Annotated in this window: 23 protein-coding genes; 12 read left to right on the top strand and 11 right to left on the bottom strand. The window is 60.9% G+C overall.

From position 1 onward, the window contains the following. Positions 1-113 precede the first annotated feature (113 nt). From LQ953_RS04725 to LQ953_RS04715, 3 genes are read left to right on the top strand one after another with little or no spacing between them, the layout of a single operon-like run. A complete protein-coding gene (locus tag LQ953_RS04725; protein WP_231029512.1) occupies positions 114-1,472 on the top strand; it encodes an O-antigen ligase family protein in 1,359 nt (452 codons plus the stop codon). Then, positions 1,472-2,203 (top strand): polysaccharide biosynthesis/export family protein, encoded by a 732-nt coding sequence (locus LQ953_RS04720; RefSeq protein ID WP_231029511.1) that lies wholly within the window; start codon positions 1,472-1,474, stop codon positions 2,201-2,203. The genes LQ953_RS04725 and LQ953_RS04720 overlap by 1 nt, the downstream gene beginning before the upstream one ends. An 18-nt stretch (positions 2,204-2,221) precedes the next feature. After that, entirely contained in the window at positions 2,222-4,411 is a 2,190-nt protein-coding gene (locus tag LQ953_RS04715; protein WP_231029510.1) for a GumC family protein, read from the top strand. Between the two features lie 323 nt (positions 4,412-4,734). Here LQ953_RS04715 and LQ953_RS04710 read toward each other — a convergent pair whose 3' ends face one another. The 11 genes from LQ953_RS04710 to LQ953_RS04660 form a co-directional block, all read right to left on the bottom strand. Then, positions 4,735-5,832, bottom strand: coding sequence for a DUF1972 domain-containing protein (locus tag LQ953_RS04710; protein ID WP_231029509.1), 1,098 nt, complete (start codon positions 5,830-5,832; stop codon positions 4,735-4,737). A 4-nt stretch (positions 5,833-5,836) separates the two neighbouring features. After that, on the bottom strand, positions 5,837-7,126 hold the full coding sequence (locus LQ953_RS04705) for a hypothetical protein (protein ID WP_231029508.1): 1,290 nt from the start codon (positions 7,124-7,126) through the stop codon (positions 5,837-5,839). After that, positions 7,126-7,764 (bottom strand): acyltransferase, encoded by a 639-nt coding sequence (locus LQ953_RS04700; protein ID WP_231029507.1) that lies wholly within the window; start codon positions 7,762-7,764, stop codon positions 7,126-7,128. Before LQ953_RS04700 ends, LQ953_RS04705 begins: the two co-directional genes overlap by 1 nt. Continuing rightward, positions 7,764-9,104, bottom strand: coding sequence for a glycosyltransferase family 4 protein (locus tag LQ953_RS04695; protein WP_231029506.1), 1,341 nt, complete (start codon positions 9,102-9,104; stop codon positions 7,764-7,766). Before LQ953_RS04695 ends, LQ953_RS04700 begins: the two co-directional genes overlap by 1 nt. A gap of 6 nt (positions 9,105-9,110) precedes the next feature. Next, positions 9,111-9,947: a glycosyltransferase gene (locus LQ953_RS04690; protein WP_231029505.1), complete on the bottom strand. Its 837-nt coding sequence runs from the start codon at positions 9,945-9,947 to the stop codon at positions 9,111-9,113. Beyond that, positions 9,944-11,056 carry a glycosyltransferase family 4 protein gene (locus tag LQ953_RS04685; RefSeq protein WP_231029504.1) on the bottom strand — a complete coding sequence of 371 codons (1,113 nt, stop codon included), beginning with the start codon at positions 11,054-11,056 and terminating at the stop codon, positions 9,944-9,946. The genes LQ953_RS04690 and LQ953_RS04685 overlap by 4 nt, the downstream gene beginning before the upstream one ends. 11 nt (positions 11,057-11,067) lie before the next feature. Continuing rightward, positions 11,068-12,255 carry a hypothetical protein gene (locus LQ953_RS04680; protein ID WP_231029503.1) on the bottom strand — a complete coding sequence of 396 codons (1,188 nt, stop codon included), beginning with the start codon at positions 12,253-12,255 and terminating at the stop codon, positions 11,068-11,070. Positions 12,256-12,303: 48 nt separating this feature from the next. After that, on the bottom strand, positions 12,304-13,590 hold the full coding sequence (locus LQ953_RS04675; protein ID WP_231029502.1) for a sugar transferase: 1,287 nt from the start codon (positions 13,588-13,590) through the stop codon (positions 12,304-12,306). Positions 13,591-13,785: 195 nt separating this feature from the next. Beyond that, positions 13,786-14,742, bottom strand: a complete 957-nt coding sequence (fcl, locus tag LQ953_RS04670; RefSeq protein ID WP_231029501.1) for a GDP-L-fucose synthase — start codon at positions 14,740-14,742, stop codon at positions 13,786-13,788. 5 nt (positions 14,743-14,747) lie between these two features. After that, complete coding sequence (gmd, locus tag LQ953_RS04665) at positions 14,748-15,827, bottom strand: GDP-mannose 4,6-dehydratase (RefSeq protein ID WP_443026543.1); 1,080 nt, start codon at positions 15,825-15,827, stop codon at positions 14,748-14,750. 75 nt (positions 15,828-15,902) lie between these two features. Then, positions 15,903-16,868, bottom strand: coding sequence for an STELLO glycosyltransferase family protein (locus LQ953_RS04660; protein WP_231029499.1), 966 nt, complete (start codon positions 16,866-16,868; stop codon positions 15,903-15,905). A gap of 312 nt (positions 16,869-17,180) precedes the next feature. Between LQ953_RS04660 and LQ953_RS16320 the strand changes: the two genes are divergently transcribed. From LQ953_RS16320 to LQ953_RS04615, 9 genes are all read left to right on the top strand, one after another. Further along, positions 17,181-18,365, top strand: coding sequence for a glycosyltransferase family 4 protein (locus tag LQ953_RS16320; protein ID WP_231029498.1), 1,185 nt, complete (start codon positions 17,181-17,183; stop codon positions 18,363-18,365). Positions 18,366-18,432: 67 nt separating this feature from the next. After that, positions 18,433-19,971: an amino acid adenylation domain-containing protein gene (locus LQ953_RS04650; protein ID WP_231029497.1), complete on the top strand. Its 1,539-nt coding sequence runs from the start codon at positions 18,433-18,435 to the stop codon at positions 19,969-19,971. Positions 19,972-20,106: 135 nt separating this feature from the next. Then, on the top strand, positions 20,107-20,772 hold the full coding sequence (locus LQ953_RS04645) for a GNAT family N-acetyltransferase (protein WP_231029496.1): 666 nt from the start codon (positions 20,107-20,109) through the stop codon (positions 20,770-20,772). A 2-nt stretch (positions 20,773-20,774) separates the two neighbouring features. Beyond that, entirely contained in the window at positions 20,775-21,005 is a 231-nt protein-coding gene (locus tag LQ953_RS04640; protein ID WP_231029495.1) for an acyl carrier protein, read from the top strand. Further along, positions 21,002-22,078: a 3-oxoacyl-ACP synthase III family protein gene (locus LQ953_RS04635; RefSeq protein ID WP_231029494.1), complete on the top strand. Its 1,077-nt coding sequence runs from the start codon at positions 21,002-21,004 to the stop codon at positions 22,076-22,078. The genes LQ953_RS04640 and LQ953_RS04635 overlap by 4 nt, the downstream gene beginning before the upstream one ends. A gap of 2 nt (positions 22,079-22,080) precedes the next feature. Then, positions 22,081-22,302 (top strand): phosphopantetheine-binding protein, encoded by a 222-nt coding sequence (locus LQ953_RS04630; protein WP_231029493.1) that lies wholly within the window; start codon positions 22,081-22,083, stop codon positions 22,300-22,302. Positions 22,303-22,329: 27 nt separating this feature from the next. Continuing rightward, positions 22,330-23,082 carry an SDR family NAD(P)-dependent oxidoreductase gene (locus tag LQ953_RS04625; RefSeq protein ID WP_231029558.1) on the top strand — a complete coding sequence of 251 codons (753 nt, stop codon included), beginning with the start codon at positions 22,330-22,332 and terminating at the stop codon, positions 23,080-23,082. Positions 23,083-23,096: 14 nt separating this feature from the next. Next, positions 23,097-23,855, top strand: coding sequence for an SDR family NAD(P)-dependent oxidoreductase (locus tag LQ953_RS04620; protein WP_231029492.1), 759 nt, complete (start codon positions 23,097-23,099; stop codon positions 23,853-23,855). Continuing rightward, on the top strand, positions 23,852-24,484 hold the full coding sequence (locus LQ953_RS04615) for a NeuD/PglB/VioB family sugar acetyltransferase (protein ID WP_231029491.1): 633 nt from the start codon (positions 23,852-23,854) through the stop codon (positions 24,482-24,484). The genes LQ953_RS04620 and LQ953_RS04615 overlap by 4 nt, the downstream gene beginning before the upstream one ends. Positions 24,485-24,526 lie beyond the last annotated feature (42 nt).

Raw genomic sequence — 24,526 nt, 5'->3', positions numbered from 1 at the left:
GCGAACAAAGGCTGTGCGGCATGAGGCGACGCAGCCGATCGGGCGCACACCGGTGGAAGAGGCTTGTAGAGCGGCTAGGCCTGGATCGAGAGGCGGTGCCATTCGCCGTCCTCGTGACGTTCCTGCTCCTCGTCCTGGTGACTGGCGGCAGCTCTCGTGAAGATGTGCAGTCGCTCGTCGTTTTGCTGCCCGCCGCGGTACTATGCTGTGGCGTCGCACTTTGGGGTTTGCGCGCAGAGCATCTTCGGCGATATCGCGGTCTCGCGGCACTGCTGGGCGCGATCCTGGTCCTTGTGGTACTTCATATGGTGCCGCTTCCCCCTGCGCTATGGCACGCGCTTCCCGGGCGGGAACTCGTAGCGCAACAAGATCGATTGCTAGGCTTCGGGGAGGTTTGGCGCCCGATAAGCCTAGTGCCCGAAGGCGCGGCAAACGTCCTTTATGGCTTAGCCGTTCCAGTGGCGGTTTTCTTGTTAGGCATTCGCCTAAGTCAAGATCGGTTGCGACAACTTGTGCCGGTGCTCCTCGTTCTTGGCGCCATAAGTGGTTGCTGGGCGGTTTTGCAGTTTGCCGGAGGCCTCGACAGCGTTTTTTATACTTATCGCGTATCCAATCCCGATGTTGCGACCGGTGCGTTCGCAAATCGAAACCATCAGGCGGTTTTCCTGGCGTTGCTGTACCCGATGTTGGGAGCATTCGCCGCCGGACCGTCGAGAGATGGCGGGGTAGCTCGGGCAAAACGTCTAGGATCGCTGGCGCTAGGCTTGTTCCTGTTTCCGCTCATCCTTGGGGGCGGGTCGCGCATCGGCCTCTTTGCGGCGTTGCTCGGGATCCTCTTTGGCGGGCTCCTCTATGTGACGAGCACCGCAAGGCGCTTAAGGGAACGGCGGAAAGAAGGCGGGGCGCTTCGGCGTGGCCTCATCGTGGCAGCCGTCCTGCTCGTAAGTGCGATCGTGATCGCAAGCGTGACGTACAAGGGCGTGTCATTTGACAGGTTGATGCAGGCAAGCGCCACACAGGAACTGCGCCTGAAGGTATGGCCGCTCATTTGGAAGCAGAGTGGCGACTATTTCCCTGTGGGATCTGGTGCAGGCTCTTTTGCGCCAGTGTTCCAGTTGGCCGAACCCGACCAGATTCTGCGACCCACTTACCTCAATCGCGCGCATAATGAGTTCCTGGAAATTCTCCTGACCGCCGGATTGCCCGGCATGCTGTTGCTCGCCGCCGGCTTCATCATGGTCCTGAATTACGGGCGCCAGGCCTTGATGCGCGGACGGCACGCCCGCGTCGCGCAGTGCGGCGTTGCCGTGATCATCCTACTTGTGCTGGGCAGCATCACCGACTATCCGATCAGAACACCCATTTTGTCATCCGTACTCGTCATCGCGTCGCTATGGGCTGCGGCTGTGGAGGCGGAGGTACGCGGGGGTGCGAAGCGGCCGGACGACCGGTCTGACAGTGCGGAGCAGTAATGAGCATTCTGAAGCGTAGCGTGGTGTTCAGAACAGCGTCCTTAGTCTTATGCGTGGCGCTGATCGGTTGCGCATCGCGACCACTGGGCGGCTCCGAAGCGGTAAAGGTTGTCGATAGCGCGGCTTTGCCCGAGCCTGGGCGTGCGGATCTGGTAAGCGGAGATCGCCCCTATCTGATCGGACCGTTCGACAAGCTGACCATCGACGTCTTTGGCATACCAGAACTGAGCCAGCGTGAAGTGCAGACCGACGCGAGCGGCCGCTTGTCCTTCCCCCTCGTCGGAACTCTTGAAGTGGCAGGGCAGACGCCATCGGAAGTTCAAGAGATGATCAAGGAGCGGCTGCGGGGCTCCTATGTCCGCGATCCGCAGGTAACGGTGAACCTCAAGGAGACCGTTAGCCAGATGGTGACAGTCGACGGTGAGGTGCGCGATCCTGGCCTCTTTCCCGTTGTGGGGCGCATGACGTTGATGCGCGCGATTGCGACGGCGAAGGGAACTGCGCAGTTTGCGAAGCTCGACGACGTGGTTGTGTTCCGGACGGTGCAGGGACAGCGGTACGCCGCACTCTACAATCTGAAGGCGATCAGACGCGGTGCCTATAGCGATCCGGAGATCTTCGCGAACGACGTGATCGTGGTCGGCGATTCGCCAGGCCGTCGTCTATTCAGCACATTCTTGCAGGCTGCTCCGATTTTGTCAGGGCCTCTCATTGTCGCATTACAGAACTGATCTGGGGAACTTAGCAGCATGTATCAACAGCATCTGACTCCTCCCCAGCTTGCATCGTTCGAAGTCTCTTCGCAGCCAGCATCGCGACTCGGGCCTCCTATACTTTTGCAGTACTGGCACATTGTAACACGCTGGAAGTGGCTCATCGCCGGCATCATCGCGGCGGCGGTTGTGGCCGGGCTCGTGATTACGCTTCTGATAACCCCGGAATATACAGCCTCGACACGAATCCAGATCAGCCGAGATCAGAAGAACATCGCGAAAGTCGACGGATTGGAGTCGCCGGAATCGGGGCGAGACCTTGAATTCTACCAAACGCAGTATTCGCTGCTAAAAGCCCGATCGCTTGCCGAGCGGGTCGCGCGGCGCCTTCGCCTCTCCGCGAACGATGCCTTCTTTGCAGCGCACGGGATCAAGCCGTCCCGTTTGGTAAGCTCGCCCAGCGGCGCAGCCAATAAGCGCAAAGAACTCGATGAGCGGGAGAAGATGGCCGTTGGCCTGCTACTCAATCATGTCAACGTCGACCCCGTTCGGGGCTCGGCACTGGTCGATGTCAGTTATACCAGCCAGAATCCCGAACTCACCGCGCAGATCGCCAACGCTTGGGCGCGCGAGTATATCGCTGCCAGCATTGACCGGCGTTTCGGATCCACTGCAGATGCCCGGCGCTTTCTGGAGGGCAGGCTTTCGGATCTTCGCACGAAACTGGAAGCGTCTGAGCGTGCGCTCGTAAGCTACGCTTCAAACAAGAATATTGTTGCCCTAAGCCAAGGGCGTGACGGAGATGGGAAGACCGGGAGCGCACGGACGCTCGCGCTTGTCGACTTGGAAGCGCTGAATACCGCTTTGAGTCAGGCCGTAGCCGACCGCGTGATCGCAGAGAGCCGCGCCAGCACGGCCGGCAGCGTGGATCTAGGCGCTTTGCAGGCGAGTCCGGCAGTGTCTGCGCTGCGCCAGCGCCGCGCTGAGCTTCAGTCGGAATACGCGAAGCTGCTGACGCAGTTCGAGCCGGGATATCCGGCGGCCCGTGCGCTGGCAGAGCAGATCAAGGTCCTAAGCAGCAACATCGCTCGGGAGGAAGGCCGCGCGGCATCTACCAGCCAGGGCAGCCGACAAAGTGAGTATCGCGCGGCTCTCAAGCGCGAACAGGACCTGCGTCAGCGGGTAGCGGCGTTGCGCGCGCAGTTTGACACGCAGCAGCGCGACACCATCCAATACAACATCTATCAGCGCGATGCCGACACGAACCGCGAATTGTACGATGCGTTGCTGCAACGATACAAGGAGATCGGCGTTTCGGGCGTGTCTGCCAACAACCTTGCTATCGTCGACGTGGCTGAGGCGCCGAACGCGCCGTCCTCGCCGAACCTTCCGCTGAACCTGGCGATAGCCTTGCTCGCTGGGATCGGTTTGGCGGGCTTGGCGGCGCTTGGTCTGGAGCAGATCGACGAAGGCCTGCGCGACCCGAGCCAAGTGAACCGGCTTCTGCAGGCCCCACTTCTCGGAAGCGTCCCGGCGGATGCAGACGAAAAGGGCGTTGCAGCCCTTGCGGACACCAAGTCGGCCATCTTCGAGGCATATCTCAGCATCCGGTCCAATCTCGCCTTCTCGACGGACCATGGCGTCCCGCGGTCATTCATGGTCACGAGCACCCGCGCGTCCGAAGGCAAGAGTACGACCAGTTATGCGCTCGCCACTGTGTTGGCCCGGACGGGCAAGCGCGTTCTGCTCATCGACGCCGACATTCGCAGTCCGTCAGGCCATGAGATGATGGGGGCTACGAACACGCGGGGGCTGACCAACTTCCTCGCCGGGGATGACGCTCTCGACTCCCTTATTGCGCCGGGGGCCGCGAACATGCCGGCACTGCTGTCGGCCGGTCCTCCGCCGCCCAATGCTGCGGAGTTGCTGAGTTCCGATCGCCTGGAGATGCTAGTTAATCGCCTCGTGCAGGAATACGACCACGTCGTGATCGATTCACCTCCGGTCCTAGGGCTCGCCGATGCCCCGCTCGTCGCGCGAGCGGTCGAAGGCTGCATCTACGTGGTCGAGGCGGAGGGTGTAGCAGTACGTGGCATCAAGTCGGCGCTGGATCGTCTTCGGTCGGTTCACGCGAACATATTTGGGGTCGTCCTCACCAAGCTGCACGCCAAACATGCTGGCTATGGCTATGGCTATGGCTACGGGGATACATACGGCGGGAAATAAGGGGATTTGCCCGGCTGCCTTCCCGCAGCCGGGCATTTCTCGGTTCGGTCGCGGCTAACGGCCCGGCCTTCTGTCATGATCAGACCGTCAGCTCGACGATGCCTTCGCCGCCGGGCCGCTCTTGCGCAAGCCGGTGCGGAGCCGTTCTCCGCTCAGACCTAGAGCGCCAGAGGGAACCAGGCATCTCTTCTCGCAACCATCGCAGGGGGCGTGTTGCGTGCTTGCGGCGTGGCGGCAGTTGAGCCGTCAGGTCCTGGGTTCATGCTTGCGACCCATGGTCTGCAGGGTGCCTTCCGTCGAGTAATCCGGTCGAGAGTCGGTGATCAGTCGAGGAGGAGTTCGAAGTACCGGCGACCGATCTCATCCCAGGTGTAACGGCGCATCGCGATCTCGGCCATCTCGGCCCCGCACGCACTTCGGACCGGTTCCCCCAATAGCTGCGCGAGCCCCTTCTTGTCGGTGAAATACGCAGCTTTCCCTTCTGTCGTGTATCTATTGTAGACACAGTCGAAAGCTAATACTGGCGTTCCAAGACTCATCATCTCGACCAACGAAGGGTTGGTGCCACCCGCGGAGTGGCCATGAATATATTGTGAGCAGCAGGAGCGGACGCGATACAACGCGCCAGCTTCGTATATGGGATCAGACAAGGTGATGTTGGGCGTGTTGCCGAACCGCTTGTGCAATTGCCTTCCGTGCTCGGAGTTGCTCCAATTGCCCACGGCGACTAAGCGGCGCCCGGGCACATCGGCAAACGCCTCGAGGATCATCTCGACGTTGTTTTCCGGCTCTATTCTGCACAGCATCAGCGCATAGTCACCGCCCAGCATGTCCGCAGCCGGTAAGGTGCTTGCTGCAGACGCGTGGTCGCCGCCATAGGCGATATCGACCGCGTCGCGACCGTAGCTCTGCGACACATGATCTACGATGCCTTGATTGTCGGCGACGATCACGTCCCCAAACCGGACAGCGACTTTTTCGCACCAGCGCAGGAATGCGGCTGGCGCGGGTGCCCATTTCGCCCGCTTCCATTCGAGCCCGTCGATGTTCACGACCAGCTTGGCGCGCGATAGGAGCTTGACGATCGGCAGCGCGATGGCGCCCGAGACGCCTAGTACAAGAATTGCATCGCTTCGCCGCCACGACGCCCACAGCAGCGACAATATGTCGTACGGCACGCTCCATACGCCGTTCGCTTTGATCGGCAGGTAGAGCAGCCGAGCGCCGTTATGACGCTCCGGGCGGGAGGGATATGCGGTGGCGGTGCAATACACTTCGACGTCGCAGGGCAGACCGTGCTTCGCGGCGTGAAGTGTCAAGTTCTCGACCAGCGTCTCGAACCCGCCATAGTTTGCCGGAATGCCTACGGTGCCGACGACCGCAATGCGTGGCCTGCTGCGGCGACTGGTGTCAGAAATCATGAGTTCACGCGCTCCGCGGAATGTCCGAAACGCCAGAAGGCGCAGGCAACGTCCGCATCGTCTCTTTGTAGCGGGACAGAAGACCGATCGCCCAAGCGATGATCAGTTCGACACCATGCAGCACACTCTTATTGTAAAGCCCGGTGATGACGGCTGTGCTCAGGAGCACAACGATAATCAGACCCCGGAGAATGCGATCCTCCAGGAGTCCACGCCCATCAACGGCCATTCCCATCAAGGCCAGGCGTAGGACCGCGACGGTGTAGATACCGACCCCCACGATACCGTACTTGATTAATACGTTGTAGAATCCATTGTGCAGGATCGGGAGAAAGCGAAACGGTTCGTCGCCGCCGATGTCGATCGTCGTTCCGAGGTCGACGGCTGCTCCCAGACCGTGGCCGAACAGCTTGCGTCCGAGGCTCGCATTATCGAACATCAACTGCGCGTTGTAAGCCTCAAAGCCACGCCAGTTGAGCAACATCTGCGTAGGATCAAAGCCATCCGTCAATAGCACTTCGTCGAGAGATCGGCGCAGTTTAACGGCGAGCGTCAATGGCCCTCCGTTATATTCGGGCAGCACTTGCCAGATTGCAGCAATGAACGCGCCGAAGACCAGTACTCCGACGATCGCCTTACGAGTGTTCGCAAGATACCCGAGCCATGCGAGCACCATCGCTAAAGCCGACAAAATGGTTACGCGAGAGTCACTCACCAGAATGGCTACGAGAAGAAGGCAGAGCTGGCCCCCCGTAGAGGCTCGACGCGAACCACTTGTACCTTTGAGCTGCTCAAGCAGGACTGGAAGTGCTGCAACGCTCACCAGAGGTAAGCGGAAGACTGAAGCGTCCGCCTGTCCCGGCGCCAACGGCGTTATCCCAAATATGAAGAATACACCGACAACAAGAGCTGCCGACAGAGTAGAGAAAAGTACTATACCTTTCAGAACAGGCATGCTGCTATCGGTACTATAGCCTAAAAGATACCCTAATCCCAGGCAAATACACAATTTGAAAGCATACCAAGCATCTTTCGCTGCCAGATACTTCTCGTTATCTCCCGCTACCAGCAACGCATAGGCGGCCATCAAGACAAACGGAAGGTACAGATTGGCCGCTCGAGCATTAGCTTGTGGTGAGCTTTGCAGGGCATACAAAAAGTAGAGCCCCGCAGCGAGAGCACTGAATGGTTCCGCTGGGAGAAGTGTCGCGCAAAGCGTGAAAAAGAGTACACGGGCGGGTGTTATTAGGCCCTTACGTTGAAGAGGTTGGTTTGAACCAATCAAGCTTGCCATCAACGTTCAGCCAGTTTTCGTGCAGGAAGGCCGCCCAGGATAGTCCGCGACCCGTATTGAGCGTTGACCAACAAGGCGCCCGCCGCAACGATATTTTGCGAACCCAGGGCTGAACCGTCCAGCACCGTGCTTTTGGCGCCGAACCAATTGTCAGCGCCAATTCTTATGCCCTGACCCGTGATGCCCTGACGGCGGATAGGCAGGCTGAGGTCATCCACTACATGCGTCTCCGGATGGATTGAGACATAGGGCCCGAACAGGTTATTTGCGCCGATCATCAAGCCATAGCCTCCACCGATGTTGCAGAAGGGGCCGAAAGAAACATTGTCCGCGATCGTCACGCCGGGGCACAGGAAGCTGGCGGCACCCGAGCATCGAAGGATCGAAAAATCTCCAAGGGAAAAGTTGCGTCCTAATCGGAGTTCGACGGTGTATCGCGCGTCCACTAGTGCATACGCACCGATCTTTGCCCAGCCATCTAGCTTTAGGTTCTCGATCCCTCGGATCCGAGCGCCTCGATCCATCGCAATGCGCCGTGGCAGACGGCCTCGAATGAGGAAGTACAAGGCGGCGCGAGACACCATAATTACCAAGCTTAGAAGCTCGGGAACGGTGCGGCGGGCAAATGCCGGCTCCATCAACGCACCTTCTTGCGATGGCGGATCGCAGCCTCGTACATATCACCCCAGAACCGCACTCGGGAACTCCAGGAGAAATGTGTAGCAGCGCCCTGTGTGGCGACCCTTAAGCGCCAAAGGGACGCACGGTCCGTTGCCAGCTGGGTTAAAGCGCCTGCGAGATTGTCGATCATTTCCGGAAGGTCACCGACCGGCAGCTTAACCCCTCGCCCTTCCGCCAGGCTGTCCCGCATCCCGCAAAGGTCAAAAGCGATGGTAGGCACGCCATAGCTCATAGCTTCCCAAATCGTGGTCGGGTGCCCTTCCGCTAGGCTGGTCACAACATGCAGATCCGCCGACTGGAACCGATTCACCGCTTCTTCGCGTGACAAGCGACCGTGCCAGGCGATGTAGCGATCCACTCCTAGGCTAACAGCTTCTTCTTGCGCATGTCCGATTAAGGGACCTGAACCAACCACATCCAGAGTCCAGCGAACGCTATCTTTTAGTTCCGCAAGTGCGCGCAGCAGGATTGTGAGCGCTTTGCGCGTTTCGACACTGCCAACCCATATGAGGTGAATTGGTTTTCCCGCCACTTCGTCGTGAAGCACCGAAGGAGGCTCACCCGGACCTACAATGCGCTCCGCGTCTGACCTGTTGTCTCCACCAGAAAAGGGGGCATCGATGATGCCATTTTCGGGAATCACGATTGCTGGCAGCCCATGCACACGTTGTATAGCGTCTGCATTTTCTGACGTGGCCGCAAGCAATACGTCCGCCCTGCGAAGCGCACGTCGAACACGCCAACTGAAGCGGAACTGTGCCCGATTTACAAAATTGCGTACAAGCGTCTGGGCGCCCGTTTTCCAGCTTAAGCCAAAAAAAGGCCGCGTGGGGCGAGAGGCAATGCCGCCTATCGGGCCCCAAATGTAAGGTTTATCGAGCTTCCATAGGTAGCCGGGCTCGCGAAAGCCGATCGGGCAAAGGTAATGTACCACGTCTATCTCATGTGTCGCAGATAGTCGTTTCGCGACCTTGAAAGCTTCGCGGTGCCAATGCCGGTATGCGAAGTAAAAGCTATAGGGTAGCCATCCAATGCGATTGAGGTAGTTTGCACATTTGGCGAGGAAAGTTGGTTCGATCGGTACGAACATCACCGGATTGACGAAGGTCGACCCGTCAACATCCTTCATCTCTTCCAAGTCGCCCATATGGTCGCCGGCGAGACCGTATAGTACGAAGAGCTCATGCTCACGCGACATGTTCTTCACGTAGTTCCACCCAACCGCATATTCAGATCCCCTCACGGGTGAAATGCTGTAGGCAAGAACCAAAACTCGGCGCTTAATTCCAGCGGCCATGCCGTTCTATTCCCCGACTAGGGCTCCGATCAAGAACCGTAAACGCCGTCGCGCGGTGCTCGAAACCGCGGATAACAGCAACTGCGTCAGGAAGCGGGTCGCCAACACGCGGCGTTTGCCGGTGACGTCGGCATAGGTCAAGAGCCCACGGGTTTCGTGCCGCAACACCGCGTCGCGCCCCTGCGCCGAGCCGAAGGCTTCATGCGACACGCGGATGTCCCCGAAATAAGTGGGTGGCGGTGCGATTTGGTGGAGGCGGCGGGCAAGCTCGGCTTCCTCATGATACATGAAGAAGCGCTCGTCGAAGCCGCCTGCCTGACGGAAGAGCGACGATGCTACGATGAGGAAGGAGCCGACCGGATACACGCGACGCTCCCAGCCCGCGGGTATCGGCGTGAACCGGCGATAAGCGCGCCGGAATTCGCCGATAACGGTCTTGTATTCCGGTAGCACGTCGAACCCATATATAAGACCCGAGGTGTCGCACTGCGCGACAGTTCCCCACATCGTGCCGTCCTGATCGGCAGCTATGGCGTCGATCCGGTCGACAAAGACGATGTCGGGGTTCGCGAAGATCAGAGTGTCGCCCTTTGCTTCCGCGGCGCCGGCATTGCAACCTGCTCCGAAGCCGTTGTTCCCGGTCTCGACGAAGGTGACACCAAAGCCAGCCGCGCGCAGGGGATCGAGCAATCGATCGATGTCGGACGCGCCGGAATTCTCCACAAGCACGAATTCGATCGAGTCCGGCGCGGTTCTGGCGTGCGCGGTGAGGAAGCTTTCTACATATGCCGGAAGATGCCTATGCGACCGATGGCTGACCGTCACGATCGACAATGCCGTCATTGCGCCCCTCCTCTTTTCGCCAGGCTGGTGAGCAGTTGGCCGGCCGCCGCTTCCCAATTGTAAATCGCTGGCACCCGTCCCCGCACCGCCTGGGCTCGCTGCCGCAATTCCGCGATATCCTCTACGGCGGCCCGCACGGCTTCCACGAATGTGTCTACCGAATTCCCGGTGAAATCCGGTCCTACGAACACGGGACGAAGTTCGCTAAGGGCGGTATTTTCGGCGACAACGCAGGGCAATCCAAGTGCGGCAGCTTCGATGACCGGAATGCCAAAGCCCTCGCACTCGGAAGGGAACAGGAACAGGTCGGCTTGTTTGTACATCGCCACGAGGGCAGCGTCATCGACTGATTCGTGCAGGTGGATGACGTCGGGATGGGCTCGCGCTAGCGTGCGGACTTCGTCGGCGTAGCTGTCGGCTCCGTGTCCCACCAGATCCAGAACCACCTCCACGCCCTGCTCTGACAGTTGAACGGCAGCCCGGATGCACCAGTCCTGACGCTTACGCCGCTCCAGACGGGAGACCATGAGCAAGCGAACGGGACCATCTTGCCGCAGGGCAGCGGGCTGTTCGCTCCCGTCGGTGAAGCGCGTGCCCACTGCGTTGATCACGATGTCGATGACCTCGGCCGGCTGCTGAAAATGCGCCGCGATGCGTCTTCTGGAATATTCCGAAACGGTAAGGACCGCATCGCTGTGACTGGCCGCCCAGCCGAACAGCGCACGCCGCAGTGCTCGGTAGCGCCAGCCGAACAGGTGGGGAAAGTCGAGGAAAAGCACGTCGTGAATCACGGACGCAGTCCGCGCCTTGGAGCGGAACGGTCGGACATACTGGCTGATTACCCAATCGGCCCCGGTTTCGCGACAGATCCTCGGCAGGCTGAGCGCATTGCGCCTAACAAAGCCTCCCCGCATCGCAGCATATCGATGAGGCACTTCCACGAATCGCTCGACCGCCGCGCGTGTATGCGCCGCGCAGATTAGTTCAACGGCGATCCCCTTCGATTTCGCTGCCGCGGGGAGGGCGTTCAACACGCCCGCCAGGAACGTGGTTGTTCCTTGCGGTCCGATGTCGAACGTATGGCAGTCGACCAGCAAGCGCAGCGGCATCGTGCCAGCCGTCACAAGCCAGCGGGGGCGGGAGCCCTCGACACCTGCGGGACCAGTGCGAGCCGCTGGAAAGAAATCTCGCTTGCCGAAGCGCGGTCTATGCCGCCGACGACCAGGGCCAGCCGCACCGCAGCACACCCCGCCGGTATGGTAATTTGGGACGAGGTGGCAGTAGCCGGAAGCGCCGGCAGCGAAGCGATGTTGGACGCCGTGTTGCCGAAGCAGGTGAAATCCCAGCGGCCCTGCAGCCCTTCGCTGTCCGTCGCACTCATTTGCTGAACAAGACGGTATGTTCCCGGCTTGGGGAAGATCACGCGGTAGATCGCGATCCCTTGTCCTTCCGGCCCTATGTCGAGCACCGCACCGCTGGCGTCGAGTTGAAGCTGGAATGCAGGATCTTCGCTCGTTGCCCAGGTGAGGGGTTGGAGGTCCGGTGCGCTCGATGCCTGCGAAGGCACAAGCTCCTGCCATTCGCGTGGCATGCCTTTTGCCAGACGGCGCGCCAGAACTCGGGCGGACTCGAACTGCTGCGCCGCGACGGCGTTTCGCAAGAGGCCGGCCTCGAATGGCCTCGTAAAGCTGGACGGCCTGTCGCCTCCATCGACCTCGATCAAGAGTTCGGCGAGCGCGGCTGGCGGTGCGTGACCTGTCGCAAAGTCGAGGAAGGAACGAACCCAAGGACGTCGCACCTTCACATAGCCGAACAAGCCTTTGCGGATGTCCGGCGTATCCACCGCCCCTGCCAGGATCGGGAACAGCAGCGGCTCCGCCTCGGGGTAGATGGAAAGTGCCCGGTCATAATGACGCAGCGCTCCTGCGACATCTTCCTGCCGCACCCGATCTTCGATCAGCCAGAGCTGCATAAGAAGATCGCGCCGGGAAATGCGTTCGGCGGCGCTCATGAGCAGGCGCGCGTGCTCCAGTCCTGCGCCGCTCGCATCCGCCTGCAGCGCAAGAATGGACAGCCCCGTTACGGACAACGGATTGCGCAACAGCGATAGCCGAGCCCGCTCGGCAAAGATCGCCTGCTTGGCAGACTTCATGACCCCAGCCTGCATTTCCCTACGATATTGTGCCCGTAGCGCCGGCATGTTCGATGGAGCCAAGCGGGCGATCGTATCAGGCCGGCTCGCAGCGAAGCTCGAGATGAAGGCTCCGCGCGCGGTGAAGAAGAGCGCCGCGACCGTAACCACGATCACGACGGCGCCGTATCGGCGGCGAACCGATGGGATCACTCTATCCATCATCTACTTAGCACCGAAGCCCGTCGAGATTATCGCCACCGTCCTCAGCAAGATCAAAACGTCGAGCCAAAAAGAGAAATAGCGGATGTAGAAGAAGTCCAGATAGACTTTCGAGCGTACGTCGGCCAGCTCGGCCACGTGACCTTGGCTTACCTGCGCCCATCCCGTCAGCCCCGGCTTTAGGATGTGACGATAGTGGTAGAAAGGGATTTCCTGGCTGTACCAGGAGGAGAGCGCCTCGGCCTCGGGCCGAGGGCCGATGAAGCTCATGTCGCCGGCCAGGATGTTGACGATCTGGGGCAGCTCGTCGATCCGATAGCGCCGCAGCACTCGGCCTACACGTGTGATCCGGGGGTCGTTGTCCATGGTCATGGCAACCCGGTGCGCCTCGGTCAGTGCTGGTGCCTCTTGCGCCACATGCATGGTGCGAAACTTCCAGATCATGAAGACCTCGCCACGGAAGCCCACCCGACGCTGACGGAAGATCGCACCGCCGCGTGAATCGAGGACTATCACGAGAGCGATCGCCAAGAGTACCGGCATCAGTACCAGCACCAGCACAGCCGCCAGCACGCGATCCACGAGCGATTTGAACCGAAGATACAGATCGTTGGGATTCAGCGATCCCAACGTATTTTCCGAAAGATGCTCGATCGGCGAGAGCCCGGTGAGCTGGGAGAACGCGTCAGGTGCGTGGTATACAGGCAGTCCCTGCAGGGCAAACGAAGCGACGGCACTTTCCCACTCATCGGAGAGTTCCGCACGAAGGTCGACGACGACGCCTCCCAAGTCCGGGAGCGGCTCAGACGGGCTCTCAAGCCGAATCCACTGTACGTTTCGAACTGCGGGCGGGTCGTCTCCACGCCCTCCTGGCACGATTCCCAGCCTCAGTATTTTATGCTCGGATATGGCAACCTGAGCGGCGGTGAAAAAGACGGCTGCCAGGATATAGGCGGTGAAAAGTTGCGGCCTGCTGTAATCAAACCGGAACATGAACATCAGCAGAGCCACCAACGCGAAGCTCGCGGACATGCTCATCAGCATGTACCCCGAATATGAGCCGGGAAACAGGTTCAGCCTGCGGAATGCAGCATACCCGACCAGCACGGCAACAAGGCTGCTGGCCAAAGTCGCCAACTGAATGTCAGCGACTTTTCCGTTGTTTAGCAGCCCGATGAACGCCACGAAGGGCACCAGGCAGGAAATCGCAATACCGATTGCCAGCTGGGGCTTTGTGGCCAACCAACGTCGGCTCCCGGCCTGGATGATAGATTGGCTGTTCAGGACCATTGTTCACCGGATTGGTACGAAGCGGTTGCGGGTCGGCGGGCTGACTGCCTGCGCTTGGACAACATTGCGACTATCACCAAGAAGCAGATGTTGCCATGCCCCTATCCTGTGCGCACACGAGGTTTGCTGCCGTGTGAACGGGGCATCGGGCAGTCATCGGTGGCATTTGAGCTACCGCGGCCGCGGCGCGCATTCTCACCCCGCCTTGTGACGAGCGAGGAAATCGCCGTACGCGGACTCGATACCCTCGCGAAGCGGAATCGTCGACGTCCAGCCCAGTCCTTCCAGCTTGCTGCTGTCCATCAGCTTTCGCGGCGTGCCATCGGGCTTGCTTGTGTCGCAAACGATCTCGCCATCGAACCCCACCACCTGGCAAACGAGGCGTGCAAGCTCCAAGATGGTCAGATCTACGCCCGAGCCAACATTCACATGCTCCTCGCCGGAGTAGCGAGCGAGGAGGAAGACACATGCGTCGGCCAAGTCATCCACGTGGAGAAACTCGCGCCGCGGCGACCCGCTGCCCCATAAGGTGAGCGAGGACTGGTGCTCCGTTTTCGCCAGATGCGCCTTGTGGATGAGGGCTGGTAGGACATGACTACCGAGCAAGTCGTAATTGTCACCGGGCCCGTAAAGATTGGTGGGCATCGCAGAGATGTAGTCGCGCCCATGTTCGCGGCGGTACGCCTGGGCCAGTTTGATGCCGGCTATCTTTGCTACCGCGTACCACTCGTTTGTAGGTTCCAGCGGGCCCGTCAGCAACGCGGATTCAGGAATTGGTTGCGGCGCGAACTTCGGGTAGATGCAAGACGATCCGAGGAACAGCAAACGGTTCACGTTGCTGCGATGCGCGGCCTCGATCGTGTTCGCTTCGATCATCAGATTGTCGTAGAGAAACGCGGCTGGGTAGCTGTCGTTCGCAAGGATGCCGCCGACCTTGGCTGCCGCCAGGAGGACGACGTCCGGTCGCTGCGCTTCGAACCAGGCGCGGGTCGCCGACTGATCACGCAAGTCCATTTCCGCTCGGCTTGCGGTCAAGATCTCGCATCGCTCCGTCGCGAGCCGGCGTACGATCGCTGAGCCGACCATGCCCCGGTGCCCAGCAACGAAGACTCGGCGCCCGGCCAGCGTTTCGGCGTTCTGCTGCTCCGCCATGGGCTTCACGCTCCTTTGGAAATCGGCGCGTCGCGCATTAGCACGAGATCCTCTCGCACCATTTCGCGTGCGAGATCGCGTACCGAGGTTTCGTGCCGCCAGCCAAGCTTCTCATGTGCCTTGGTGGGATCGCCGATCAGCAAATCCACTTCGGTGGGGCGGAAATAGCGTGGGTCCACTTCCACGAGGCACCGGCCGGTTTCGCTGCAATACCCCTTTTCATCGATGTCCTCGCCTTCCCAGCGGAGATGCATCCCCGCGTCGGCGAACGCCCACTCGACAAAGGTGCGGACCGTAGTCGTCTCGCCGGTTGCAAGAACGTAATCGTCGGGCTGATCCTGCTGCAGCATTAGCCACATCCCGCGTACATATTCGCGTGCGTGACCCCAATCGCGCTGAGCGTTCAAGTTACCGAGCCAAAGCTTATCCTGACGGCCCAGGCTGATCGCAGCCGCCGCGCGTGAAATCTTTCGCGTGACAAAGGTCTCGCCCCGCAATGGGCTCTCATGATTGAACAGGATTCCGTTGGAAGCGTGAATGCCATAGGCTTCACGATAGTTCACGACGATCCAATAAGCATACATCTTCGCCGCAGCATAAGGCGAGCGGGGATAGAAGGGGGTCGTCTCCCGCTGCGGAACTTCCTGAACGAGGCCGTACAGCTCGGATGTCGAAGCCTGATAAAAGCGGGTTTCCTTCTCCAGGCCCAGGATGCGCATCGCTTCAAGGAGCCGAAGCGTGCCGATACCATCCGCGTTGGCGGTATATTCTGGCGTCTCGAAACTTACCTGGACGTGGCTCTGCGCGGCCAGGTTGTAAATCTCGGTGGGCCTTGTCTGCTGCACCAGGCGAATGAGATTGGTGGAATCTGTCAGATCCCCATAATGCAGATGAAAGCGCGCGCCCTTTTCGTGGGGGTCCTGATAAATGTGCTCGATGCGTCCGGTGTTGAAGGAAGACGATCGCCGCTTGAGGCCGTGCACCTCATAACCCTCTGCCAGCAAGAGCTCGGCGAGATAGGCGCCATCCTGGCCAGTCACGCCGGTGATTAGCGCGACTTTGCGGCGGTCGGTCGACATAAACATCCTGTTCAAAATGCGCCTCGCGACTGAGGGGCGGCCAACAAGGCTGGTTCAAGGTCGGCCCTGCGGCCGGTACGCTCAAGAAGCGCTCGAAATCCCATTTGTAGAAGCGGACAGATCTGCGAGCCAGGCGTCGAGCAGAGGCAGTTCTTCGGCGCCGACGAAGCCCCCGTTGACAAGGGCGCGGTAGCAAGCGCGCATGGCATCGGGGATGTGCTCCTCACCCGCCTGAACTTCCACGGCTTCCAGAGCAGCGCGAATCTTGTCGTTGCCCAAATAGCCGCTGATCTCGTCCTCGAAATCGCGCATCAGATCGTGGTCGTTGCGTTCCTGCACAACGGTGGCCTCGCGGAACAGTATCGACCAGCCATTGGCCCAGCCGATCCGTTGCGCCACGAAGCTGCGCCAGATGTCGGTCATCCTGAAGCTGCAATAAGCGGGAAGGTAGAGGAGCGGAAAGGCCTTCCGATAATGGATCGTGTTCTGGCTATTGAAGGGGCACCAGGCTCCGTCTGCCAGCGCAACGCGGCGCTCACGCTCAAACTGAAACGGCAGCGGCAGCACCAGGCGATAGATAGCGTCGACGTCCGGATTGTCGTTGGCAAGTCCCTGTTGAATGGGAACGTCGACCTCCATGGACGACAGATCGGGTAAGTCGCCTTGGATCTTGTTGAGCGGCAAGCCGCGCGGCCAGATCATGGCATCCGTGTAGTAACGGTAAACGTTTACCCATCCGGCGCCGGATACCGCGTGGGCCTGCATCCGGCTAGGAAGCGGCACGTAAAATTCTTCGCTTGGAAAATTGTCGTCGTCAGTCTCGACGATGTAATCGACTCCGCGTGAGATCGCCAGAAGGTAGCCTATGTTCTTTCTGGCATAGTGTCTGGTCGGGCATATGGCCGCAAACTGTAGCCCTGACTTCAACTGATCGTCGACGCTCAGAAACTCACAGCCTGAAAGCGCGAAATCCGAAGGCGACTTGGTATCGCCAATTACGAAAAACGGCATCTCCAAGCGGGTGCAATCCTCGGCGATCTTTCGCATGACTGCGTTCGGCGCAGCGATCGATGTAAGCACCACGGCGCCAACTGGCCGACCATCGCGTGTTGAGTTCGCATTCATTGTAAACTTGACCTGCCTGACACGTGCTACACAGCGGAGCGCTATACTGGGAGCGTGCTTAGCCGCGCGGCGGGCTCAGTCAACCCGCCAGGATGCTGTGGCAGACGGCGCCTGCCTCCACGAGGCTTTCCGGCTCCATGGCATCCTGTCCTCAGCTTGCCTTTGAGAGTTGTTTGGCTAGGACGGCTCCGGCTTGGGTGGACGAAGAGGTGAGTGGTGGACGGAACTGACACGGTGGCAGTGATCTCGTCCGTCGGACCGGCACGGGCCAAAGCGACGTGGTCCGGAACCACTGCGAACATCGTCAGCGCGCTGGAGGCTGCCGATGTCTCTGTAACGGACCATGCGATCTCCCTCAGCAAGCCACGGCGCCTCGCCCACGAAGCGGCCGGGCGGCTACTGGGCTTGGGCTCGCGCCAACTGGAGCGAGTGGGGCCATGGCGCCAATACTTGCGACGCGCGGCAAGCGCGGCGGCGTCGGCAGCGGCAGCGCAGACGGTGCTGCATTTTGGGTCGAGCCACCTGCCGCTGATAACGTCCCGGCCAGGCCAGCGTCATTATCTGGTCACGGACTACAACCTGCATCTTCTGCTCACGAAGGGCGTGCTCGCGCAACAGGCTGGCACGCGGTACAAGCGGGAGGTGCTCGCCGCCGAGAGGCAGATCGCCGCCGAGATCGACGGCATCTTCACGATCTCGGACTATGTACGGGAGGATTGGCTTCAGGAGTACGGGCTTCCGCAAGAAAAGGTGACGACGATCGGCACCGGCCTAGGGCAGCCCGTCATGCTGGACGGCCAAGTGAAGGATTATGCCGCCGGGCATCTGCTCTATATCGGCCGGCACAGCTTCGACATCAAAGGCGGAGAGTTGCTGCTGCCCGCATTCGAGCATGCGTTGCGACAGCGGCCGGATCTCAAGCTGGTCATCATCGGCGACGCGGCCGATCCCAAGTTAGCGCGGCACTTGCCGACGATCCGTGCCAATCCGGCGATTGAGTTCCATCAGTCGGGAACGCCCCATTTCGTCGACCTGGTCCGCGGTGCAGCCCTCTATGCCGCTCCCGCTCCTGCGGAGCCGTGGGGATTGGTCTACCTGGAGGCGATGATGTGCGAAACGCCCGTGCTTGCGCTCGACCGCAACGCCATGCGCCAGCTGACGGACGGCGGACGGCTCGGCTTCCTCGTGCAGGACGCCGATCCGACGATCCTGGGCGACGCCATTGTCGCGGCGATGAGCGATCCGGACCGCTTGGGGCGCATGGGAAGAGGTGGCCGCGCGTTCGTGGAGGCGAATTTCACGTGGGCCAAGGTGGCGCGCACCATCATCGACCGGCTAGCTGCGGATCGGGCCCTCGAACAGAGGCGCTGCGCGGACGGCGCCGCAATGAGCCTTCCAACGTCACGGGCGATCCGCTAGTGGAGCGCGCCTTCCGACGGCACCCGCGACGTCGGCGATCGAGACCTTCCTGTCCACGGAGCACGCGATGCAGTTGAATATGCTTGCATACTTTGAAAACGGTGCGGCGCGCCAGCACCCGGACAAAGTGGCGGTGATCGACGGTGACAAGCGGGTCACCTTCTCGGAGCTGCAAAGCAATGCGCAGCGCTTTGCCGCGCTGATCATTGCGCGCGCCGACGTGTTGAACCAGCCGATCGCGGTGTACCTTCCCAAATCGGCGGAAGTTGTCATGGCGGATCTTGGCATCCTTCATAGCGCGAACTTCTACGTCAATCTGGATGTGAAGTCGCCGCCCCAGCGGCTCAAGAACATCCTCGACAATATCGGGCCGGCGCTGGTGGTGACGTCGCGCAGCCGCGAAGCCGAAGTCGTGGCCTCGGGCTTCCCTTCGGACCGGATCGTGTTCATCGACGACTTGTGGGAGAACGATGTTGCCGTGGACGCTGCGGCCCTGAAGAAGCGAGTTGAGCAGGTGATCGACACCGACCCGGTGTGCATCATCAACACGTCCGGGTCCACTGGCACACCCAAAGGCGTGGTGCTCAGCCATCGCGGCACCATCGACTTCATGGACTGGGTATTCGACACTTTCGAGTTCGACAGCAACACGGTGATCGGGAGCCTGTCGCCCTTCTACTTCGACATCTACACGCTTGAGCTGAACGTGTGTCTGGCCAAAGGCGCAACGCTGGTGATCGTGCCGGAAAATCTGGCGATCTTTCCCGCCAAGCTGATGGAGTTTCTGGCTCAGGCGCGGATCAGCTTCCTGTTTTGGGTTCCGTCGATCATGGTGAACATCGCGAATCTGGGCCTGCTCGACCGGATCGCCCTGCCGGATATGCGCCGCATCTTCTTCGCCGGCGAGGTGTTTCCGACGCGCCACCTGAACATGTGGCGCCGCGCCTTGCCGCAGGCACAGTTCGTCAATTTGTACGGACCCATCGAAATCCACGTCGATTGCACGTATTACATCGTGGAAGGCGATCTGGCGGACGACGAGCCACTGCCGATCGGCTATCCCTGCCGCAACTCCGACATTTTGATCCTCAACGAAGCGAACGCGGCCTGCCAGCCTGGTGAGCAGGGCGAGCTGTGCGTGCGCGGCTCGTCGCTGGCGATGGGGTACTGGAACGATCCGGAGAAGACTGCCCGCGCGTTCGTGCAGAACCCACTCAACACACGCTACCCCGAGCTGATCTATCGCACCGGCGACCTTGCGACTCGCAGAGAGAATGGCCAGATCTTCCTGACCGGGCGCAAGGACTTCCAGATCAAGCACATGGGCTATCGCATCGAATTGCCGGAAATCGAGCACCAGGTGCTCGGCATCGAAGGCATAGCGAACGCCTGCGTCGTGTACGATCACCCGAAAAAAGCGATTACCCTGTTCTTCGAGCCTTCAGGTGCCGATGTGCCGGCCGCGACCATCCGTCAGGCGCTATCGGCCGTTTTCCCGAAATACATGCTGCCGACCGCCTATCACTCGATGGACCGCTTGCCGATGAACCCCAACGGCAAGATCGACCGCAACGGGCTCGTGCAGCGTCTGGCCGAAGCCCACTGAGTGGAGAGTGTCGAGTCCTGGGATCGCGTCCAGCGAGCGATCAGCGCGGTTCGACGCGATCCTTCGGGCTATACGAGCAACCTCTACGCGTCTCCTGCCGAGGTGGAGCGTTGGTGCGCGCAAGGCGGGTCGCGTATGCTGATAGCGGAGGGCGCCGTCCTGCTGCTGCGGGCCGACCGCGACTTCGAGCGCGTATATCACGTCGCGGAAAGCCAGGCGGCGCTGGGTGCCGCATTGCGCGTGCTGCCGCCGAGTGGCTATGTGACGGATCTGGTCGGCAATGCGGACGGCCTGGAGGCAGTCCGTGCTACCTATGCCGGATCGGGATTCGAAGCATACGGCTTTCTTCAGCGCATGAGCCGGGCGAACGCGGGGGAGCCCTGTCCAGGCGGCGACGTCCTGGTCGCCACGGCGGCCGATGCGGCGGAGACGCACGCCTTCCTTGAGCGCCTGCTCGATCCCTTGGTGGAGCAAATTCCGACGGTGGATGAGTTGCGCCAAGAGGCTGCCGCCGGGCATCTGCTGCTCGTGCGGCGCGAGGGTGCAATACTCGGCATGCTGATGTTCGCGCTCAAGGGAGTCACCGGACACTTGCGCTTCTGGCACGTCGATGACACTGCCCGTGGCGAAGGAGTGGGCCGGCGGCTGTTGGCCGGCTTCTTCGAACGTTGTGCTCGAGCGCGGCGTCTGGTGCTGTGGGTAGTCGGGGACAATGATCGTTCTATCGCCATCTACCGGCACTATGGCTTCTCGCCGGATGGTCTTCTGGACCAGGTCATGATCCAACGAAGGGAACGCTAGACGTGAGTAAAGTCCTGGGCATCTTGACCCAAATCCGCCCGGAATTCGATTTCAGCGCGTCGGACGACTTTTTTGAAGACGGCCTGCTCGACTCGTTCGATCTGGTGACGCTGGTATCGGAGATCGATCAGACCTACGGGGTGTCGATCGACGGGATGGACATCGTGCCGGCCAATTTCGCCAATGTGCCCGCGATCGAGGCGTTGCTGGTCCGGAACGGGGTCACGCCGTGAGGCTTTCTTTCAGCGGCAAGGCGATCACCGGCATGGTGGCCGTCGTGCCCGCGAACGAGCGCAAGTTCGTCGACGAGATGGCCAGCTTCAATTTCTCGCCTGCGCGCTCGCTGAAGCTCGCGGAGGTGATGGGGTATGATCGTCACCGGATCGTCGCAGGCCCGGCATGTTCGTCCGATCTGGCGGTGGCGGGGATCGAGCATCTGTTCGACCGCGGCAGCCTGGCACGCGAAGAGATCGACGCGCTGATCGTCGTCACGCAATCTCCCGATTACCTGATGCCGGGAACGTCCAAGGTCATCCACGGGCGGCTGGGCCTGCACGACGACGTCTTCTGCCTCGACGTCAACCAAGGGTGCGCCGGATTTCTGATCGGCCTGATGCAGAGCTTCATGCTGCTCGACCAGCCGTCGATCCGCAAGGTGGTGCTGGTGAACGTGGACGTGCTGAGCCGCAAGGTCTCGCCGCGCGACCGGAACAGCTATCCGCTCATCGGAGATGCGGCGGCAGTCACCGTCGTTGAGCGGCAGTCGGATGCGAAGCCGATCGAAGCGAGCATCAAGATGGATGGCGGCCGCCGGGAAGCGCTGATCATTCCTGCCGGCGGGTTCCGCCAGCCGTCCGACGCGGGCACCGCGGAGATGATCGAGGACGCGGAAGGCAATTTCAGGTCGCTCGACAATCTGAAGATGGACGGTTCGGCGGTCTTCAATTTCGTCATGACGGAAGTGCCGGTGCTGATCGGCGGGCTGCTCGACGCGACCGCAACGTCGGTCGAGGACGTCGACGCTTTTCTTTGTCACCAGCCCAACAGGTTCATGCTGCACAAGCTGGCCGACAAGCTGGGCATCCCCCATGACAAGATGCCGAGCAATGTCGTCGAGAATTTCGGGAACTCCAGCGGCGTGACGATTCCGCTGGTCGCCGCCTTCAACTATGCCGAGCGGCTTTGCAGCGACACGATGCGGGTTTGCCTCTCGGGCTTCGGCGCAGGCCTGACCTGGGGGGCGATGTTGATGGACCTGGGGCCGCTGCGGTTCTGCGAGGTCATTGAATTTGAAGAGGAAGCTTGAAGATGGAAGAGTTCCTGACTGAAATGGCCGAGATCCTGGAGGAAGACTCCGTCGACGCTGCAGACGAACTGAACAGCTTCGAAAGCTGGGACTCGCTGGCGACGTTGTCGGTGATCGCGATGGCCGATGCGCAGTTCGGTGTGAACGTGACCGCTCAGGAGTTGAAGCCCGCGAAGACGGTGGGCGATCTTCATGCAATCATCGTCGCCAAGAAGGCGGCGTAAGTAGCAGTGGACGCCCACGTGAACCCCATGGACCTGCGCGGGCGCCACATACTCGTGACCGGCGCAAGTTCGGGCATCGGGCGGAGCGTGGCGATATTGCTGCACCGCCTCGGTGCCCGGCTGTCGCTGGTCGACCGCGACGAACCCGGCCTCGCGGCGGTCTGCGCGGAGCTCGGCGCAGGTGAGCCGACGATACCGCACGGAGCGGACTTGTCGGCCATCGAAGCGATTCCGGATCTGGTAGGGCGCTGCGTTGAATCCAGCGGCCGCCTGCACGGGGTTGTCCACTGCGCCGGAATTCAGGCGATCGTGCCTGTGCGAACGCTGCAGATCGAAGGCTGGCGCAAGATCTTCGCGGTCAACACCGAGGCCGCGCTGATGCTCGGCAAGACGATGTCGAGCAAGAAGGTATATGCGGGCGAGCATGGTTCGATCGTATTCATCTCGAGCGTGATGGGGCTCGCCGGGTCTGTGGGCGCGATCGCCTATTCGATGAGCAAGGCGGCGCTCGACGGCATGGCGCGCTCCTTGTCGCTCGAACTGGCGCCGCGGCAGATACGAGTCAATTCGATCGCACCCGGTTTCGTGCGCACGCCGCTTTTCGAGGAGACCGAAAAGCTGTGGGACGAGGAAGCGCGTAAGGCGGTTGAGGATCTCCACCCCCTCGGCTTTGGGCGGCCTGAGGATGTCGCCAACGCAGTAGCCTTTCTGATGGCTGACACGGGGCGCTGGATCACCGGGTCGGTCATGGTTGTCGACGGCGGCTATTTGGCCCGATGAACACGGAGATGGGAATGTCGGAACGGGCCGCCGAGCCTTATCTGCTGATAACGGGGAGCTCCTCGGGTATTGGGAGAGAAATGGCGATCGCTCTCTCGGGCGAGTATAGTCTGATCCTGCACGGCCGCGACGGTGAGCGCCTGGAAGCCACGCGTCAGGCATGCCAGTCTCCCGACCGGCATTTGTGCTGGGTGCGCGATCTTTCGGATCTTGCAGGGCTGGAAGCGGAGTTGCCGCCGCTCTTGGCCCAGAACGGCGCTAGAGTCGGGTATTTCGTACACTGCGCCGCGATGTTGAACGTGCTCCCCCTGCGCGCCATCAAGCCCGAGGATGCCCAGCAGGTCATGAACATCAACATACTGTCCGCAATGGAAATCACGCGCTTGCTCACGCGCAAGAACGTCAACCACAAGGCGCTGAAGAGTATCGTCTTCATCTCCACGATCGCGAGCCAGTTTGGCGCCAAGGGCTTTACCGCTTATTGCGCGAGCAAGGCGGCGCTTGACGGGCTGATGCGGGCGCTCGCGGTCGAGTTGGCACCCGAAGTTCGCGTCAATTCGGTGCTGCCCGGCGGGGTTCGCACACCCATGACAGAGGCGATGTTCGCAGACCCTGACATGCATCAACGCCTGACGCGCGACTACCCGCTCGGGGTGGGACTTCCTGAGGACGTGATCAACGCCGTCCGCTTTTTGCTGTCGGATCAGGCGCGCTGGATCACCGGGCACCCAATGGTGGTCGATGGTGGGCGGTCCGCGAATATTTCCGCATGACTCCTTTCGTGATTTTTGGCGCGGGCGGGTTCGCACGCGAACTGCTGGGCTGGATTGCGGGATGCGGCCCCGAGACTCGCGCGCGCTTCCAGGTTGCCGCCTGGATTTCGGAAGGCGACGATGTCGGCTCGGTTCTGCACGGCATTCCTGTCGTCACGCCCGATACCTGGGAGGGGCCTGCACCGCGCTTCGTCATCGCAGTGGCGGACCCGGCCACGAAGAAACGGGTCGCGATCGCGATGGCGGCGCGAGGCTGGCAGGCGGAGACCTTCATCCACGACACCGCTGCGGTGGGCTTGGCGCCGAGGATCGGTGCGGGCACCATAATCTGTCCACAATGCCGCATCTCGACCGATTGTGAAATCGGTGAGCACGTCCTGGTCAATTCGAGCTCCGGCATCGGCCACGACGCCGTCGTCGGAAGCTACTCGTCGCTACTTGGCGCAGTAAGCGTCAATGGAAACGTGAAATTGGGCGAGGGCGTGCTGATGGGAGCCGGAAGCATGGTCTATCCGGGCAAGAAAGTCGGTGACTGGGCGAAGATCGGTCTGGGCAGCGTGGTGCTTCGCAGCGTAGCTGCGAACGCCACCATGTTCGGCAATCCAGCTCGACGTATCGACCCTTCCTGAAAGTTGGCGACGCAGGAGTTAAATGCGCTCGCCGACGGCGCC

It is taken from the genome of Sphingomonas sp. IC-56, from assembly GCF_021043375.1.
Lineage (GTDB): Bacteria > Pseudomonadota > Alphaproteobacteria > Sphingomonadales > Sphingomonadaceae > Sphingomonas.
The sequence above is the reverse complement of the archived record's forward strand: the minus strand, read 5'-3'. Positions and strand labels throughout refer to the sequence as shown.